This window comes from Arthrobacter sp. lap29, assembly GCF_032458965.1.
GTDB classification, from domain to species: Bacteria; Actinomycetota; Actinomycetes; order Actinomycetales; family Micrococcaceae; genus Specibacter; species Specibacter psychrochitiniphilus.
On sequence record NZ_JAUCEK010000001.1, the window covers coordinates 292,395 to 307,813 of the forward strand.

Genomic DNA, 15,419 nt, shown 5'->3' on the forward strand with positions numbered 1-15,419 from the left:
CCTTTCGAGGGTGGCGTTTAGCTGCCGAAGGCATGGCGGGTGAGGGCTTTGAGGGCCACTGCATGACGGGTAAGGGCTGCCTTGGGGAGCAAGGCCAGGGCATGGGCGCGGGAGGTCAGGCGAAGTTTCGCGGCGCGGTTTGCCTTGGTCCAGCCCAATTCGGCAGCCTGGCCGGCCGCGAAGGCAAAGTAGTCCCGTTCGCCGGCGAAGCGCGAACCGTCAACCAGCTTGGTGGAGGATGCGCTTTCGGAATGGCGGCGGTAGGAAAAGCATACGGTCGGGTCAACCAGCAATTGGGCGCCTTGGTAGATCATGTCCATGGTCAAGGCCACATCCTGGATGATGGGATAGCCATCGCGGAAGTCCACCTGGCGGATCTTCTCGGTCCTAAAGGCCAGCGATGGCCAGTACAGCCACACTCCGTGCATGAGATTCGTGGCCAACGATTCACCGGAGAGCAGCTGGCGGCCGTGGCTGCGGGGCTTCACAAGGTGCTGTTTGACGGTGTCGGCGAGGGTGTGGACGTCCTGCCCGTTTTCGTCGATGACCTGGACGCCGGGTTGGATGATGGAGGCATCCGGGAATTGCCGATGGCCGGCCAGGATCGTTGAAACGTAATTGGGGTGCATGATGTCATCGCAGCCCAGGATGACCATGACTTCTTGTGTCGCCAGTGCAACGCAGCTGCGGTAGTTTGCTGTGATGCCCTCGTTTTCTTCCTTGCGGATGTAGGTTATCCGTGGGTGCGCCAGCCCCGCGATGAACGTCTCCACCGTAGGGTCGGGGTAGGCATCATCGACGATTGTCAGGACCCAGTCGTCACTGTCCTGTGCCAAGACACTGCGGACTGTGGCTTCCATGTATCCGGGATCTCCCCAGTAGGGGATGAAGATATCCAACGGCATCTACTCGCCATCTCTTTTCTGGGGCTCGGCAGGTGTTGCATTGTGGGTGATTGCTTCGATTTGCGTTCTTAGGATGGCGACTTCTTCAGCCAGGGTGCGTGTCTCATCCTCAATGACTGAGAGTTCCCATGACAGGTGCAGGCACACACCCAAGAGCAACAGGATGCTCATGATGAACAACAGGTTTGATGGCAGCTGGATGCCCAGCAGATCCGAGGCGACGCTCAGAAGTTGCGGGAAGGCGGCCAGGACCACAGTGAGGGCACCGATCACCAACCACAAGGTGGCATATTTTTCTCGGAATTTCTTCCGTCGAAGCATCTCCAACACGAGGGCAACGATGGCAATGGCCAGCACAAGCGCGGCAAGGTTTGGCATGGGCTATTCTCCTGTGGCCAAGGCGATCGGCAGTTGGGTGGCAGGGATCACCGAGCGCTTACGTGTGAAAGCGAAGAGCAGGGCGAAGACTGACCTCCCCAGGTAGATTGCAGCCTTCATCGGGTTGTGGCTGGGGGTGCCGCCTTGTCGTGGGCGCATTTCCACCGGTACCTGGATGACGGTGCAGCCGGAGCGCAGCGCCACAACCAGTGAGTCGATGGTGTCTCCGAGGTATTCTGCCGGGTAGTGGTCAAGGTACTGGCTGATGGCCCGTTCATTGCCGGCGCGAAAGCCGCTGGTTACGTCGGTGAGCTTTGTTTTTGCCACTTTCGATATGACCCTGGCCAGCACCAGCATGGCCCACTTGCGGGGGCCGCTCACCGTGTAGTCGCCGCGATCGGCGAACCGGGCACCAATGCAGATGTCTGCGTGTTCAAGGCCGGCAAGGACCTCGGCAATGTTGCGGGGGTCATGCTGGCCATCGGCGTCGACCTGGATGACTCGGGTGTAGCCAAAGCGGCGTGCGTACTTGAAGCCGGCGCGCATGGCACCGCCCACCCCCAGATTGAAGGGCAGGTTCAGGACAGTGGCACCGGCCTTTTCGGAGACGGCAGCAGTGGCGTCCGTGGACCCATCATTGACTACCAGCACGTCATAGGCGGCATCGGTGGCCAGGACCTCCGCGACGGTGGCTCCGACGGCTTCTTCTTCATTCCAGGCAGGCATGATGACCAGGACGCGCTGGGTGGGCAGGAAACTCATATCATCCAAACTATATCAATTGGCTACGGGGCCCGTAGAGGTGCCCGGCGGGTGGGAGCAGTTCTATTTGAGCCGTTGTTCCTGTTCCTCCGGAAACTGGCCCAGCCTTCCCCGTGACGCGTCGGGGAAATTCGCCATCGCCACGGTGACAAGAGTCACTCTATTTGGGTTCAAGAGGAACCGTAACAAGTGCTCCATTAATTCCTCCAAAAGACACCGGGAAACCCAGCCCGGATAGCGGCGGAATGACCGTTTGCTCAGCATGGTTCCATTGCTGCAAATGTAGTAGACCCGGCAGGGGGAATGGTAATTGAAGGAGATGTCCCGGCTGAGGATGCGCACCTGACGCCCGAATACGGTGGCTTGCCCGCGCTCACCCAGGTCATGCTCGATCGTGCAGCCAAGTTCGATGATCGTGGCCCGACCGGCCTCCCTACAGCGCATCGGGGGGGAGTCCGAATCAACACCGTCAATGAAGAAATCGCCTCCAAACAAGCCAACTTTTTCAATCGTTGAGCGGGGGATGGCGAAGCCGGATTGCGTAGGATCGGAGACTTGGGCAGGTCCCGTAACCCGGTGTCGCTGCGGACTCTGATGGCCGCCATAGCTTTCGGCGCAGGCACAGCCGACAGCTACGTCTGCCGACTGAACTGCTGTCATGGTGTCAAGGGGGCGGGCGAGGTAGTCATCGACCAGCACTGAGTCCAGGTCAAGGGTGCTGAAGTTTGCGGGCTGCCAGTGGGCCTGTGGGTAACCGCCCCCGGCATTGAGGATGGCCCCGATGCCCTGGTTCTGTGGCCGGCGCAGGTCGGGTGCACCTACGGATTCAAGGTCAACAAGGATGGGTTTCGTCTCGCCTGGAGAGCCATCATCGACGATGAGGACAAGATCCACCTGCCGGGTCAATGCAAGGACAGTCTCGCCCAGGACGGGCGATGGACGGTAGGAGGCGAGTACGGCGACGGTGGTGCCCCAGGTTAGCTCATGAGCCATGGTTGATGGAGTCCCTTTCGTGATGGAGAACACGCAAGGCGGGGAAAAGGAGGGTGAGGAACAGTAAGACTTCGCTCAGTGTCATGCCCATGGCGATGCCGACAGCGTTTCCAGAGAATCCGGAAACAATCATGACTGCAACGCCAAACACGGCCGAGACGAGCGTCCAGCGAAGGATCAGAACCCGTTGGCCGGCGGGAATTAGGAGGTTACGCATCAAGGGGGTACTGGCGGACAGAAACGCGAACGCCACGCCGTAGTAGAAGCAAAGCTCGGTGCTGGCCCGGATCTGTCCCGCGAAGACAATGCTGCTCACCCATGGGCCCAGGACTGTCAGGACTCCAGCCCCAGCGACGCCGAGGATGGTATGAGCCCAGATCGCCGTCATGTGCCGCCTATGGGAGTTGGTGGCGCCGGGCTCAATGGTCCAGCTCTGAAAGGCGTTGCCCAACGCCACCACCGTGAACAAGCCAAATCGATACAATGTATCTGCCGTGGCCAGAGCTCCGGAAGCCGCCACCGGCGTCGTGGCGGTGGCAATGGGGGTGGGGGTTGATCCGTAGGCGTTGCCAGCCAGGTTGATCCCAGCCGTATGGCCCTGTTTCTTGATCTCGTCAAACGTTGTCCGCAAGTTCCCCGGCAGCCAGCGTCCGACCGGTGCCAGGCGCCGTTGAAAGAAGATCAGGGCCAGCAATGTCGCAGCGGCCAAGACCAAGGTGTAATTCCAGAGTTGCTGGGTCAGCAGGAGCAAAGGTGCTGAGATAGCCGTGGCCAGAAACCGCGGGATGGTGTCGTACATAGCGAGCGAACGGGGTTTTCCCATGCCAATGCAGAACCAGGCTGGCGACATTCCGGCCAGGACGGACGCAAGCGCCATGCTGATGGCCTCAATCCTGAACTCGGGTATGGCCACCGCTGCGGAGAGTGCCGCAACGAGCGGAACGACAGGGAACATCAGCACAATGCGGGTCCTGATGCTGGCCAGATAGATAGCGCCGCGTTCCTGGCCATCCGTAGCCCTGGCAATGGCCACGGGCCCGTCGATGTTCCAGCCCCACATCAGCACCGTCGCGCCGAAGGTGCCAATAGCCTGCCCCGCAATGACGCTGGAGATGCCGCCCGAACCGACAATGCCCGAGATGATGGGTAGCAGCAATAGCGGGGTCACCAATGACAAGAGCGGCAAGAAAGTGAATCCGGAAAGGCGCAGCAGAACGGTTTTCATGTAGGGAAGGGAATCCTTGGGCAGGGGAGTGGTCTTCCGATCTTACGGGAGATGGCTACGGATGGTGATCATCTAGAATGGCCGGTGGCGGTCGGCAATGGTTTCTGGCAGCCGTGCCAAGAACCATTAAGCGAAGAGTGAGTCCCATGAGCAACTGTCTGTCCGAGGCGCAGCGCGCCATTCGTGCAAGTGTCTGCATGGCAAGTTACCGTGGTGCCCGCTATATCGGGGAACAGATCGATTCCATCCTGGTGCAACTGGGACCGGCGGATGAACTAATCATCGTTGATGATGATTCTGGGGATGACACGGTGGAAATCATCAGGGCCGTCAAGGACTCACGAATCCGCCTCATCGTGGTGGCAGCGAACCAGGGCTATGTGCGTTCCTTTGAGCAGGCCGTGCTCGCCAGCAGCGGAGCGTTTGTGTTTCTGGCCGACCAGGATGACCTGTGGGTTCCGGGCCGGCTTGAGCTCATGATTGAGTCGCTGGGTCACAGCGGCGTTGTCGCCTCAAACTTTACCGTTCTCGGCGGAGGTTCCCGAGGGGGGGTACCTAAGCTCAAGACTCAGGATTCCACGCACTACCTGCGCAACATTCTTGGCACAGTCATCGGCTACCGGCCGTACTACGGCTGCGCCATGGCCATGACCCGCGATCAGGCACAAATCTTTGCCCCGATTCCTCGTTACCTCGTGGAATCCCATGACTTGTGGCTTGCCCTGTGCGGCAACGTCGGGAAAACAATGACACACCTTGCGGAGCCGACGCTTTTGCGCCGGCTCCACGAAGAGAACGTGACCCCGCGGGGATGGCGCTCTTTGGGCACCATCCTGCGGGCGCGCATCATGATCCTGCGGGCCTTGGCCGAGGCTGCGCGCCGGACCAGGGCCGCGCGCCGTTAGAGACGGACCGGGTCCACTGGGCGCTTCTTCAGGTTGTTCTCTGTTTGGGTACGGAACTATGTCGCCGCCCGGGGCCGCTTCGTGATTGATTCCACAGGCACGCGCACCGCTTCAGCGCCAACCTAGAGCCGGAAGAAAGGCATGACGGTGACTTAGAATCTGCTTGCCTTGAACGGGCCGGACGGCATCGTGGACGATTGTGCTCGGGTAGTGCAGGACTGTTGGTAAACTTGGCGTGATCCTTGAAAACTTAGCGACTGGAACTTTACATGCTGTCAGCACCGGCGACTACGATTGAAGCTACCCCGCCGGACCGACGAACAAACCATAGGCGGCGTCTGGATATCGAGGGCCTAAGGGCAGTTGCCGTTGGCGCTGTGGTGTTGGATCACCTTCTCCACTGGCCAAAAGGTGGATTCATAGGCGTCGACATTTTCTTCGTAATATCGGGATATCTGATCACGGGCATCCTGCTTCGAGAGGCGCAAAAGACTGGCCAGATCTCGTTCAAAAGATTCTACTCGCGCCGCATCAAGAGAATTCTCCCCGCCGCGGTCCTGGTCCTCTCCGCTACGGTTACGATGGCCTACGTCATCTACTACGGTGGTCGTGCTGGAGCCATTGGCATAGACGCTTTTTGGTCACTTCTGTTTTCCGCTAATTGGCGCTTTGCGATACTCGGCACTGACTACATGAACTCAGGATCTTCAGTCTCTCCGCTACAGCATTATTGGTCATTGGGTGTTGAAGAGCAGTTCTACATCGTGTGGCCATGGGTCATCCTTGCCGGTCTTTTCATTGCCAGGCGGCTCCGGCTCAACGTCCGTGGAACTACGCTGGTCGTTAGCACATCAATAGCGCTTCCGATGCTTCTTTCTTTTTGCTTTTCGCTTTGGGAAACCCAAGCACACCATACCGTCGCATACTTCTCGACTTTTTCGCGCGGATGGGAATTGGCTGCCGGTGCGCTTCTTGCCGTCGTCACAGCCAATTTCAAAGGATTTCCTAATCCTGTTCGAATTACTCTCCTGTGGACGGGTCTGGCTGTCCTCGCTGGATCACTTGTTCTTGTTGGGCCCGATGCGGCGTTCCCTGGCCCGGTGGCTTTGTACCCCGTGGTTGGCGCGTGCCTGATCATATTGGCTGGGAGTGGTGATCATTCGGATGGTTATGAGAGAGCCGCCTGGGCGCTGGCCAACCCGATAAGTCGATATATAGGCAAAATTTCTTACTCTCTTTACCTTTGGCATTTTCCCGTCATCATATTCTTGGCAGCCTTTGTGCCAGCAGATGGCGTGAAATATTATGCGCTGGCTATAGTGATTATGTTTACGCTTTCAATCGCTTCTTTCACACTTGTTGAGGATCCTATTCGGAAGGGTAATTTCGGCCTTCCAAGGGAAAAATTTGGGGCAGCCCGGCGTTCGAAGACACGTAATCTCAACCGTGGTGTGATTTTCCTGGGAGCATTTTGTACTTTCATCGTTGTTGTACCCCTGACTGCATATGCAGTACTTGGTAATCAGACTCAAGGTACTGGCGGCTCCAACTCAGGAGTGAATTCCGCCATGGAACCTGCCGGGGACCCATTGGAAGTCCGGCAACAGCAACTTAGAGTGGCTTTGTCCGCCAGTGAATGGCCGAGCTTAACTCCGGATCCAGCAGCGATGGGTCCTGACGGCTCGCTCGCAAAGCCGGACGAGTGGATCAAGGATGGATGCTTGGGTGGTGAACTTGTTCCGATAGCACATGACAAGGACGTCATTAAAAACTCCGAACGCTGTGTGTATGGCAACGAGAACGCGCCAAAATCCATGATTGTTTTTGGTGACTCAACGACCATGAGTTTTGTCCCTGGGATTCGTGAATCGTTGGCAGGACAAGATTGGCAAGTCTTTGTCTACACGGTTGCCGGGTGTTCACCGACGTTAGTGGTGCCGGCCAGCAACGACGGTTCCGCGGAGGAATGCGTTCGGTTCAAGGATTGGGTAGTGGGCGAGATCATTCGAATCAAGCCGACACAAGTCGTATCTTCCTTCTTGCGAAATGATAACCAACTCAAAGACGGCGCAACTGGACCCGCCGCCGATTTACAATGGCAACGACAGATCGCTGGCATGGGTAAAATTGTGGCCCAGAATGGAGGTCGTTATGTACTCCTCGGTGCGCCGAATCCCGCCAAATCAGAACCGAGTCAGTGCATTACCCGCTACAGCCGACCTTCTGATTGCGTGGCGACACTTCCTCAGGAATTCTACGCTCAAGAAGGAGCGATGAAGAGGGCAATCGCGGATATTGGTCCTCGGGCGAGCTTCGTAAGTACTCAAGGATGGTTCTGCGTGGATGGTCGTTGCCCAGCATTCATAAGAACGACCGGAATGTATGCTGACATCAACCACATTAGCGCTCAAGCTTCGCGGGAATTGGCTCCACTATTGGCGCGAGTACTGGGGAACAGCGTGTCGCAGCCCTAATTTCACGACAGGTGGGCCTTGTCAGGTGGTCAGTTCTTGCTCGAAGATTTCATAGTGGTCGCTGTTGCCGGTGTTGTGTGAGCGTTGTGCCCTTTTGGGCTGACGTTGGTGTTTTCGTTCTGGTGATTGCGCCTGTATTTTCTGGGAAGGCGTCAGGTTCCACGTCTTCCGAAAGCGTCATTTGGGAGGTTGTAGGGGCCAGGGTTCAGGACTCCGGACATGGTGAAGATGTGACTTTAGTAGTTTGTTGAATTGCCGCGGTTCCTACCTAGGCTCAGGCTGTTAATTCCATGCTTACTGTGAGATAATAAGGGCGTGATTATTTCCTGCGTGGGTGGGTGAAATAATGGTTTCAATGACTACCCAAACCGCCCTTCCCGTACTGCCGGACCTCGGCGCTGTGCTCATGGGCGAGCGTGCGGCACTGCTGGAAAACGCCACTGGTGGCAAGGTCTTCATCAACGGTCAGTTGGCCTAAGTGTGGGGTGCGGGCCAAGACGGTCTGCGCCGGCTGGCGGCCTCCCAACTAGTCGATACCGGTGCCGCCCAGGTCAACGAGGTCGCCGCAGCTTTCGGTGTCAACACGGAGTCGTTGCGGCGCTGGCGCAAGTCCCTCGAAGGTACTGGCCTGATGGGGCTGGCGCCGGTGAAGAAGGGCCCTAAACGGGCTCTTCAGAATCCAGAGTGTAGTTTCGGTCTGAACCCTCCAGATTCCAGCAGAGACCGTGCGATGTAGTTGGTGAGGTTGCGGAAGCCGAGGGCAGAGCCGCGGAGGTGTTCCAGCCTCCCATTGATGGATTCGGTTGGGCCATTGGATGTTCCTGGTCGGTCGAAGTAGGCCAGCACATCGTCGGCCCGCCGTTTCAGGGTACGTCCGAGTGTCTTGAGTTCAGTGAGCGCGGCCGGCGCTCCAGTGCTGAGGGAATCAACAACGGCCTGCATGAGCTTCTTGCCTTGGGCCCGGTCTTTCTCCCTATAGGCAGCAATCATATGTTGGTAGATTCCCCACGTGGCCTCCACCTCAACATGAACATCAGCGGCAAACAAGTCCTCCAGGCGTGTTTGTTGCTTCTCAGTCAACAGATCAGCGCCAGTGTGCAGTGTTCGCCGTGCTTTGTAGAGCGGGTCTCCAGCTCGTCCACGATGACCGCACGATGCTTGCTGAACGCGTCGGCGGCAGTTGTCCAGGCATCCCCTGCTAAGCGGATGACGTGAAATGGATCCATCACAGGAACAGCGTCGGGTAGTTCATCGGCGGCGGCGCTTTTGAAACCGGAGAACCCGTCCATGGCCACGACCTCTACCCCGTCCCGCCATGCCTGTGGGCGTCCCTGCAGCCAGGTGGCGAAGACTTGCTTGGAGCGGCCCTCGACCATGTCCAGCAAGCGGGAAGGACCGGTTCCGTCACGTATCGGTGTGAGATCGATGATGACGGTGACGTACTTGTCCCCTCGTCGGGTGTGCCCCCAGACGTGCTCATCAACACCGATGACTTTCACCCCGTCGAAACGGTGCGGGTCATCAATGAGTACACGCCGTCCTTCGGCGAGGACGGCCTTGTTTGCGGTGTTCCAGGTGACGCCAAGGCCTTCAGCTACACGGGCCACGGTGAGGTGTTGACACACGATTCCCTCCAACGTCCAGCGCAGCCCACGGCGGGAAAGCTTCGCCCTGGGCTCGGCCGCTTTCGTGGTGTCTTGCCGCCACGCATGCCCGCAGCCGGTGCATTGATAGCGGCGGATACGCACCAGCAACTTGGTGTGTCGCCAACCGAAAGGTTCATGGCCGAGCTGGCGGGTCACGGTATCACGAGGGACTCCTTGAGATCCGCACCGGTGGCACCAATCATCGGGATCAACAACACGGCAGGCAAGGACCGCACGATCCGGGCGGACATACTGCCCGGTCACCTCGAGTCCGAGGCCTTCAAGACGGCAGAAAGTAGTCAGGTCAGGGCATTGAAAGGTAGCGTTGAACACGAGGGCCTTGCTGTAGAAAATTTCGATCTAGACAATCTGATTCTCTACCAAGGCCCTCACCTATGCCGAACCGAACTCTCCGCCCCGGAATTCACACACGGCTGCCCTAACTACACCCTGGATTCTGAAGAGCCCGTTTACCGCGTATTGCTCACGCGACTGGTAGCAATTCAAAACAGGCGTGAATCGGTTTAGCGGATTCCTATAAATGCGTACGGCGGTTTCCCCCGAAATCTCTGTGGACCAGCAAGTCAGAGCCACCAAACCTGACGACCTGTGCAGGATTAACTTTTTTTGTGTCATACGGCCACGAAAAGCCCACAGCCCAGACGCTTCGCGGTATCCCGGGTTGGTCAGGGCTGTGGGCTTCACCATATCGCGGCCGAGCGCTGTTTTGACGAGTGGAGTCCAGCTTGCAGGAACAATTTGCTAACGAATCACGATGTCTATGGTTCGTTTGGCGTTGTTGTTCGTCAGGGCATATTGCCCCGATCGAAAAATACCAATTGTTGTTGACTTGTTCCCATCCCAGTCGCCGACAATCGCTTTGTCGCCTAGTTCCCCAAACATCCATGAATCGGTTACTTGGCTGGATGCTACGGAGTTGTTCAGTGCGAAAACTGTGCCGCGGAAAATACCGATCCCTGCCTTCCCCGTTCCGTTCCAGTTGCCAATCAACGGTTGGTCTCCGGACTGGCCAAAACGGACAACGTGCGCGACTGGGGCGCCACCACTAATGCTGTTGCTCAGTGCCCACAGACCATTTCTGAAGATACCGATACTGGTTTTTCCATTCCCATCCCAGTCCCCAGTTAAGGCGATATCGGTTGGCTCACCAAATGATGCAATGTAGTCAATGGTTGGCCTAAACGGGCTGTTACTTAGGTACCATTTGCCTGCTCTGACTATACCAATGGAAGCTGTGCCATTCCCATTCCAATCGCCTACGACAGGTTGATCCCCGGGACTACCGAAACCAAAACAGTTGGGAGCTTTTCCTGAGAGGTTTTGGAGGCACCAACGTCCATTCAACATCCAGCCAACATAAGATTTTCCGTCACCGTTCCATTTGCCACTGAACGTCTTGGCGCCTGCGGGCGTTGTAAATGTCAAGTACGTCGGGCTAATTGGCTGGGGGGCGGTCGCCGGTGGTTTCGGTGTGGGTGCCGGCGACGGTGTGGGAGTGGGAGGCTGTGTGGGCTGGTACGTTCCTTTGGCGAACTTGCGCAACTGGTCCATGGAACCGTTGAACACATTCTGATCACCCGGGAATGTTGCCGGAATTTGCTGGCCCTGATCAGCAAAATTGTCCGCGTACTGCCAGATCGTGTATTGCGGCCATTTTCCGGGCATCCACGGGCTGGATGCGTAGTACGCGGCAATCCAGAGCGGGTTGCTGTTGGCAAACGCGGAACTACCGCCCAGGCACTCCTGCCAGAAGTAATAACTCGTGTAGATCAGTGCGTCCGTACCCGCCTTCGCCTTGATCGTGGAGGCAAAGTCCTGGATCCAACGGACAAGTTGCGGGGGTGTCATGCCATAGCAGTTGTTCGTTTTGTCCGAAGCGACATAGGGGTTGTCCTCAATGTCGAGCGCGGGAGGCAGAGTGATACCGTCTGCACTCCAGCCACCTCCGGATTCCAACATGACTTGGGCCTGCGATGCGCCATTGGAGAGGTTCGGGCGGGCAAAATGATACCCGCCACGCAATAGTCCCGCCGCAGTGGAACCGTTGTACTGCTGGTTGAAGTAGTCGTTCAGCGTCCAGGGGCCCTCGGAGGTTTTGATGTAGGTGAATTTGGCTCCGGACTTCTTTACAGCGGCCCAGTCAACATTCTTTTGCCAGCCGCTGACATCTAGGCCCAGTGGGTTGCCTTTCGTGCCAGCCGGTTGTTCATCTACGGTTGGCTCGGTATTTGCCATCATTGGGCGGGCCAAGGCCAGGGTAGAGTCGGTGGCGTCCTTGCCTGCTTGGCCCATGAAGGCGCCGGCACCGCTTGGACGCTCGATGCCTGTGACGATTGGGGCATCTGGGATAGGTTCTGCGATGGAGGCATTTGCGCCAATTCCCCCGACGGCGCTCGTCGCGAAGGACAAGGTAAGCAGCCACGCAGTAGTTCTGTTGAGTTTCATGGGTTCCTAGCATTGGGATTTCAATTGGCACAGATTGGCGCCCCCGCATGAATGCCAGTTGGGCGCCTGTTCGCCCTGACGATAGCCGAGCCGTGATCAATTTGCCAATGGTTTGTCTTGTCGGCATTTTGAACTGGTGCAACCAAGCATGGGGACCGAAGAGTGACAGTGCCCGAATGGAGAGCACTCGCTCCCGTATGCTGGAATCATGCAAAATATCATTGTGACCGGCGGCGCCGGCTTCATTGGGTCGAACTTTGTCCACTACGTCCTTGAAAATACCAACATGCATGTGACTGTCCTGGACAAGCTGACGTATGCCGGAAACCTGGCGTCATTGGACGGGTTGCCTGCCGACCGCCTTACTGTCGTCGAGGGCGACATTTGCGATGCACAGCTCGTTGACTCCCTAGTCGAAGCAACAGACGCCGTTGTGCATTACGCGGCTGAGTCTCACAATGACAATTCCCTGCATGACCCGCGCCCGTTCTTGGACACGAACATCATTGGCACCTACACGTTGATTGAAGCTGCGCGGAAGCACAACAAACGTTTCCATCACATCTCCACGGATGAGGTATATGGTGACTTGGAACTCGATGACCCGGAGCGGTTCACTGAATCCACCCCTTACGCACCTTCCAGCCCTTATTCGTCAACTAAGGCAGGATCGGACCTGCTGGTCCGCGCGTGGGTACGTTCCTTCGGCCTGCAAGCCACCCTGAGCAATTGCTCTAACAACTACGGCCCCTACCAACACGTTGAGAAGTTCATCCCCCGCCAGATCACCAATGTCATCGATGGCATCCGGCCCAAGCTGTATGGCAAGGGCGAGAACGTCCGCGACTGGATCCACGCCAACGACCACTCCTCCGCCGTGCTGACCATCCTGCAGAATGGCCGCATTGGGGAGACATACCTTATTGGCGCCGACGGAGAAAAGAACAACAAGGAAGTCGTCGAACTCATCCTCACCCACATGGGCCTGCCCGCGGACGCCTACGACCATGTTGTGGACCGCCCCGGCCATGACCTGCGCTACGCCATCGAATCGGCGAAGCTGCGCACCGAACTTGGCTGGACGCCGTCGTTCGCCAACTTTGACATGGGTTTGGAAGACACCGTCAAGTGGTACCGGGAGAACGAGTCTTGGTGGCGCCCGCAGAAGGCCGAGACTGAAGCCAAGTACAAGGAACAGGGCCAGTAAGAGATGACGATCGAGTTCTCCAAGAAGCTCACGGCCACCGAAACACCGATTCCCGGCGTGGTCTTGTATGATCTGCCCGTCCATGGCGACAATCGGGGATGGTTTAAGGAAAACTGGCAGCGCGAGAAGATGGTGGCACTGGGCCTGCCCGATTTTTCCCCGGTACAGAACAATATTTCCTTCAATGAAAAGGCCGGTACTACCCGCGGCATCCACGCGGAGCCGTGGGACAAATTCATTTCTGTGGCCACGGGCAGGATCTTCGGCGCTTGGGTGGATCTGCGTGCGGGTGACTCCTTCGGTGCCGTTTTCACCACCGAACTTGATCCGTCCCAGGCGATCTTCATTCCTCGCGGGGTCGGGAACGCCTTCCAGACGTTGGAAGATACAACGGCGTACACCTACCTCGTAAATGACCACTGGTCAGCGGACGCCCAGGGCCAGTACACGTTCTTAAACCTGGCCGATGAGACCGCCGCCATTGAGTGGCCCATTCCCTTGGCCGAGGCGGAACTTTCCGATAAGGACAAGGCACACCCGCGTCTGGCCGACGTGACTCCGATGGCGCTGAAGAAGATTCTCGTGCTCGGTGCGGACGGGCAATTGGGCAAGGCTCTGCGGGCCGCTTACTTTGGCGAAGCAAACGTCGAATTCGCCGCTCGGGCCGACTTCGATCTCACTGCCGAGAAGTCCTACATCGGCCGAAATTGGAAGAACTACTCCACGATCGTCAACGCCGCAGCCTACACGGCCGTGGACACTGCCGAAACACCCGAAGGACGCAAGGCTGCGTGGGCCATCAACGTCACCGCCGTGGCGAACCTTGCCAAAGTCGCGGCAATCCACGGTATTACTTTGGTGCATATCTCCAGTGACTACGTTTTCGACGGCAGTAAGGAAATTCACACCGAGGACGAAGCTCTGACTCCGCTGGGCATTTACGGCCAGACCAAGGCCGCGGGCGACGCGATTGTGGCCACTGTGCCACGGCACTACATTGTGCGCACCAGCTGGGTCATCGGAGATGGTGGTAACTTCGTGCGCACCATGGCGTCCCTGGCCGGGCGGGGCATTGAGCCCAGCGTCGTCGATGACCAAGTGGGACGGCTGAGCTTCACCGAAGATATCGCTGCTGGGATCCGCCATTTGCTGGATGTCAACGCCGAGCACGGCGTGTATAACCTCAGCAACGACGGCGACCCCCAGTCATGGGCGGATATCGCTGCCGATGTCTACGAGCTCACCGGTCACAGCCGGGACGCCGTCACCGGCGTCAGCACCGCCGAGTACTTTGAGGGCAAACAAGCAGCCCCGCGCCCCCTCAACAGCTCCCTGGACCTGGACAAGATCAAGGCCACAGGGTTCGCGCCTGCAACGGTGGGTCAAAGGTTGGCAGAATACTTAGATGAAGGCGCAAACACATAAAATGAAAGTTTTGGTAACCGGCGGAGCCGGCTATATCGGATCACACACAGTCCTTTGCCTGCTGAAAGCCGGGCACAGTGTTGTGGTGCTGGATAATCTTGCGAACTCGTCCGTTGAATCACTGCGGCGTGTGGAAGAACTGACGGGGAAGCATCCGGACTTCGTCCAGCTTGATTTGCTGGACGCGAAGGGCTTGGATGCGCTTTTTGCCACATCCGGCTTTGATGCTGTTATTCACTTTGCAGGGCTGAAGGCTGTGGGGGAGTCCGTGGCCGAGCCGCTGCGGTACTACCAAAACAACATTGTGGGCACACTGAACCTGCTCGCTTCCATGGACAAGCACGGTGTCCGCTCGATCGTCTTCAGCTCCTCCGCAACGGTGTATGGTGCCAGTGAAGAAGTGCCGCTCATCGAGAAGATGCCCCTTGACGCCACGAATCCCTATGGCCGCACCAAGGAGCAGATCGAGGATATCCTCACCGACCTCGGCGCCGCCGAACCCACATGGCGGGTGGCTTTGCTGCGCTACTTCAACCCGGTAGGGGCGCATGAGTCAGGGCGCATCGGCGAGGACCCCACAGGCATCCCGAACAACCTGCTTCCTTTCGTGGCACAGGTGGCCGTGGGGCGCCGCGAGAAGGTCATGGTTTTCGGCAATGACTATCCGACGCCGGACGGCACAGGTATCCGCGACTACATTCATGTCATGGATCTTGCTGCCGGTCACCTTGCCGCACTGGACTACCTGACCAGTCGTCAAGGTGTTTTCACGTGGAACCTAGGAACAGGAAATGGCTCCTCAGTCCTGGAAGTGATTCAAGCCTTTGGCGATGCTGCGGGCAAGCCTATCCCGTTCGAGTTCGCTCCGCGTCGTCCGGGGGATGCTGCCGTGAGCTATGCAGATTCCTCGGCAGCACTTGCTGACCTAGGCTGGTCAGCACATCGCAACCTGGCACAGATGTGTGAAGACCATTGGCGTTGGCAGTTCAATAATCCTCAAGGTTACTCCGGGTAGGAATCAGGCAAAGTGGGC

The 15,419-nt window shown here is 57.8% G+C and carries 13 protein-coding genes and 1 pseudogene; 7 read left to right on the forward strand and 7 right to left on the reverse strand.

The window, feature by feature from the left end:
• Positions 1-17: 17 nt before the first annotated feature.
• From RY113_RS01285 to RY113_RS01305, 5 genes are all read right to left on the reverse strand, one after another.
• Positions 18-905: a glycosyltransferase gene (locus tag RY113_RS01285; protein WP_315913026.1), complete on the reverse strand. Its 888-nt coding sequence runs from the start codon at positions 903-905 to the stop codon at positions 18-20.
• Complete coding sequence (locus RY113_RS01290; protein WP_315913027.1) at positions 906-1,283, reverse strand: DUF2304 domain-containing protein; 378 nt, start codon at positions 1,281-1,283, stop codon at positions 906-908. It abuts the gene before it with no gap.
• A 3-nt stretch (positions 1,284-1,286) separates the two neighbouring features.
• The gene (locus RY113_RS01295) at positions 1,287-2,045 is read right to left on the reverse strand and encodes a glycosyltransferase family 2 protein (protein ID WP_315913028.1); all 759 of its coding nucleotides are present in this window, start codon (positions 2,043-2,045) and stop codon (positions 1,287-1,289) included.
• Positions 2,046-2,108: 63 nt separating this feature from the next.
• Positions 2,109-3,038, reverse strand: a complete 930-nt coding sequence (locus RY113_RS01300; protein ID WP_315913029.1) for a glycosyltransferase — start codon at positions 3,036-3,038, stop codon at positions 2,109-2,111.
• On the reverse strand, positions 3,028-4,263 hold the full coding sequence (locus RY113_RS01305; protein ID WP_315913030.1) for a polysaccharide biosynthesis protein: 1,236 nt from the start codon (positions 4,261-4,263) through the stop codon (positions 3,028-3,030). Before RY113_RS01305 ends, RY113_RS01300 begins: the two co-directional genes overlap by 11 nt.
• Positions 4,264-4,409: 146 nt before the next feature.
• Between RY113_RS01305 and RY113_RS01310 the strand changes: the two genes are divergently transcribed.
• From RY113_RS01310 to RY113_RS18460, 4 genes are all read left to right on the forward strand, one after another.
• Positions 4,410-5,168: a glycosyltransferase gene (locus RY113_RS01310; RefSeq protein WP_315913031.1), complete on the forward strand. Its 759-nt coding sequence runs from the start codon at positions 4,410-4,412 to the stop codon at positions 5,166-5,168.
• Between the two features lie 269 nt (positions 5,169-5,437).
• Positions 5,438-7,642, forward strand: a complete 2,205-nt coding sequence (locus tag RY113_RS01315; RefSeq protein WP_315913032.1) for an acyltransferase family protein — start codon at positions 5,438-5,440, stop codon at positions 7,640-7,642.
• Positions 7,643-7,997: 355 nt separating this feature from the next.
• Positions 7,998-8,120, forward strand: a complete 123-nt coding sequence (locus tag RY113_RS01320; protein ID WP_315913033.1) for a hypothetical protein — start codon at positions 7,998-8,000, stop codon at positions 8,118-8,120.
• Entirely contained in the window at positions 8,121-8,378 is a 258-nt protein-coding gene (locus RY113_RS18460; RefSeq protein ID WP_396334182.1) for a helix-turn-helix domain-containing protein, read from the forward strand. It begins immediately after the preceding gene.
• Here the strand turns inward: RY113_RS18460 and RY113_RS01325 are convergent.
• Both RY113_RS01325 and RY113_RS01330 read right to left on the reverse strand, forming a co-directional pair.
• Positions 8,315-9,621, reverse strand: a pseudogene (locus RY113_RS01325) (ISL3 family transposase). The gene RY113_RS18460 and the pseudogene RY113_RS01325 sit on opposite strands and share 64 nt — an antisense overlap.
• A 429-nt stretch (positions 9,622-10,050) precedes the next feature.
• Entirely contained in the window at positions 10,051-11,754 is a 1,704-nt protein-coding gene (locus tag RY113_RS01330; RefSeq protein ID WP_315913034.1) for a GH25 family lysozyme, read from the reverse strand.
• Positions 11,755-11,962: 208 nt separating this feature from the next.
• On the opposite strand from RY113_RS01330, the gene rfbB reads away from it, so the two are divergent.
• Genes rfbB through galE form a run of 3 tightly spaced genes read left to right on the forward strand, consistent with a single transcriptional unit; the run spans position 11,963 to position 15,401 of the window.
• The gene (gene rfbB / locus RY113_RS01335; protein WP_315913035.1) at positions 11,963-12,961 is read left to right on the forward strand and encodes a dTDP-glucose 4,6-dehydratase; all 999 of its coding nucleotides are present in this window, start codon (positions 11,963-11,965) and stop codon (positions 12,959-12,961) included.
• A 3-nt stretch (positions 12,962-12,964) separates the two neighbouring features.
• Positions 12,965-14,386 (forward strand): bifunctional dTDP-4-dehydrorhamnose 3,5-epimerase family protein/NAD(P)-dependent oxidoreductase, encoded by a 1,422-nt coding sequence (locus RY113_RS01340; RefSeq protein WP_315913036.1) that lies wholly within the window; start codon positions 12,965-12,967, stop codon positions 14,384-14,386.
• Position 14,387: 1 nt separating this feature from the next.
• The gene (gene galE, locus RY113_RS01345) at positions 14,388-15,401 is read left to right on the forward strand and encodes a UDP-glucose 4-epimerase GalE (protein ID WP_315913037.1); all 1,014 of its coding nucleotides are present in this window, start codon (positions 14,388-14,390) and stop codon (positions 15,399-15,401) included.
• Positions 15,402-15,419 lie beyond the last annotated feature (18 nt).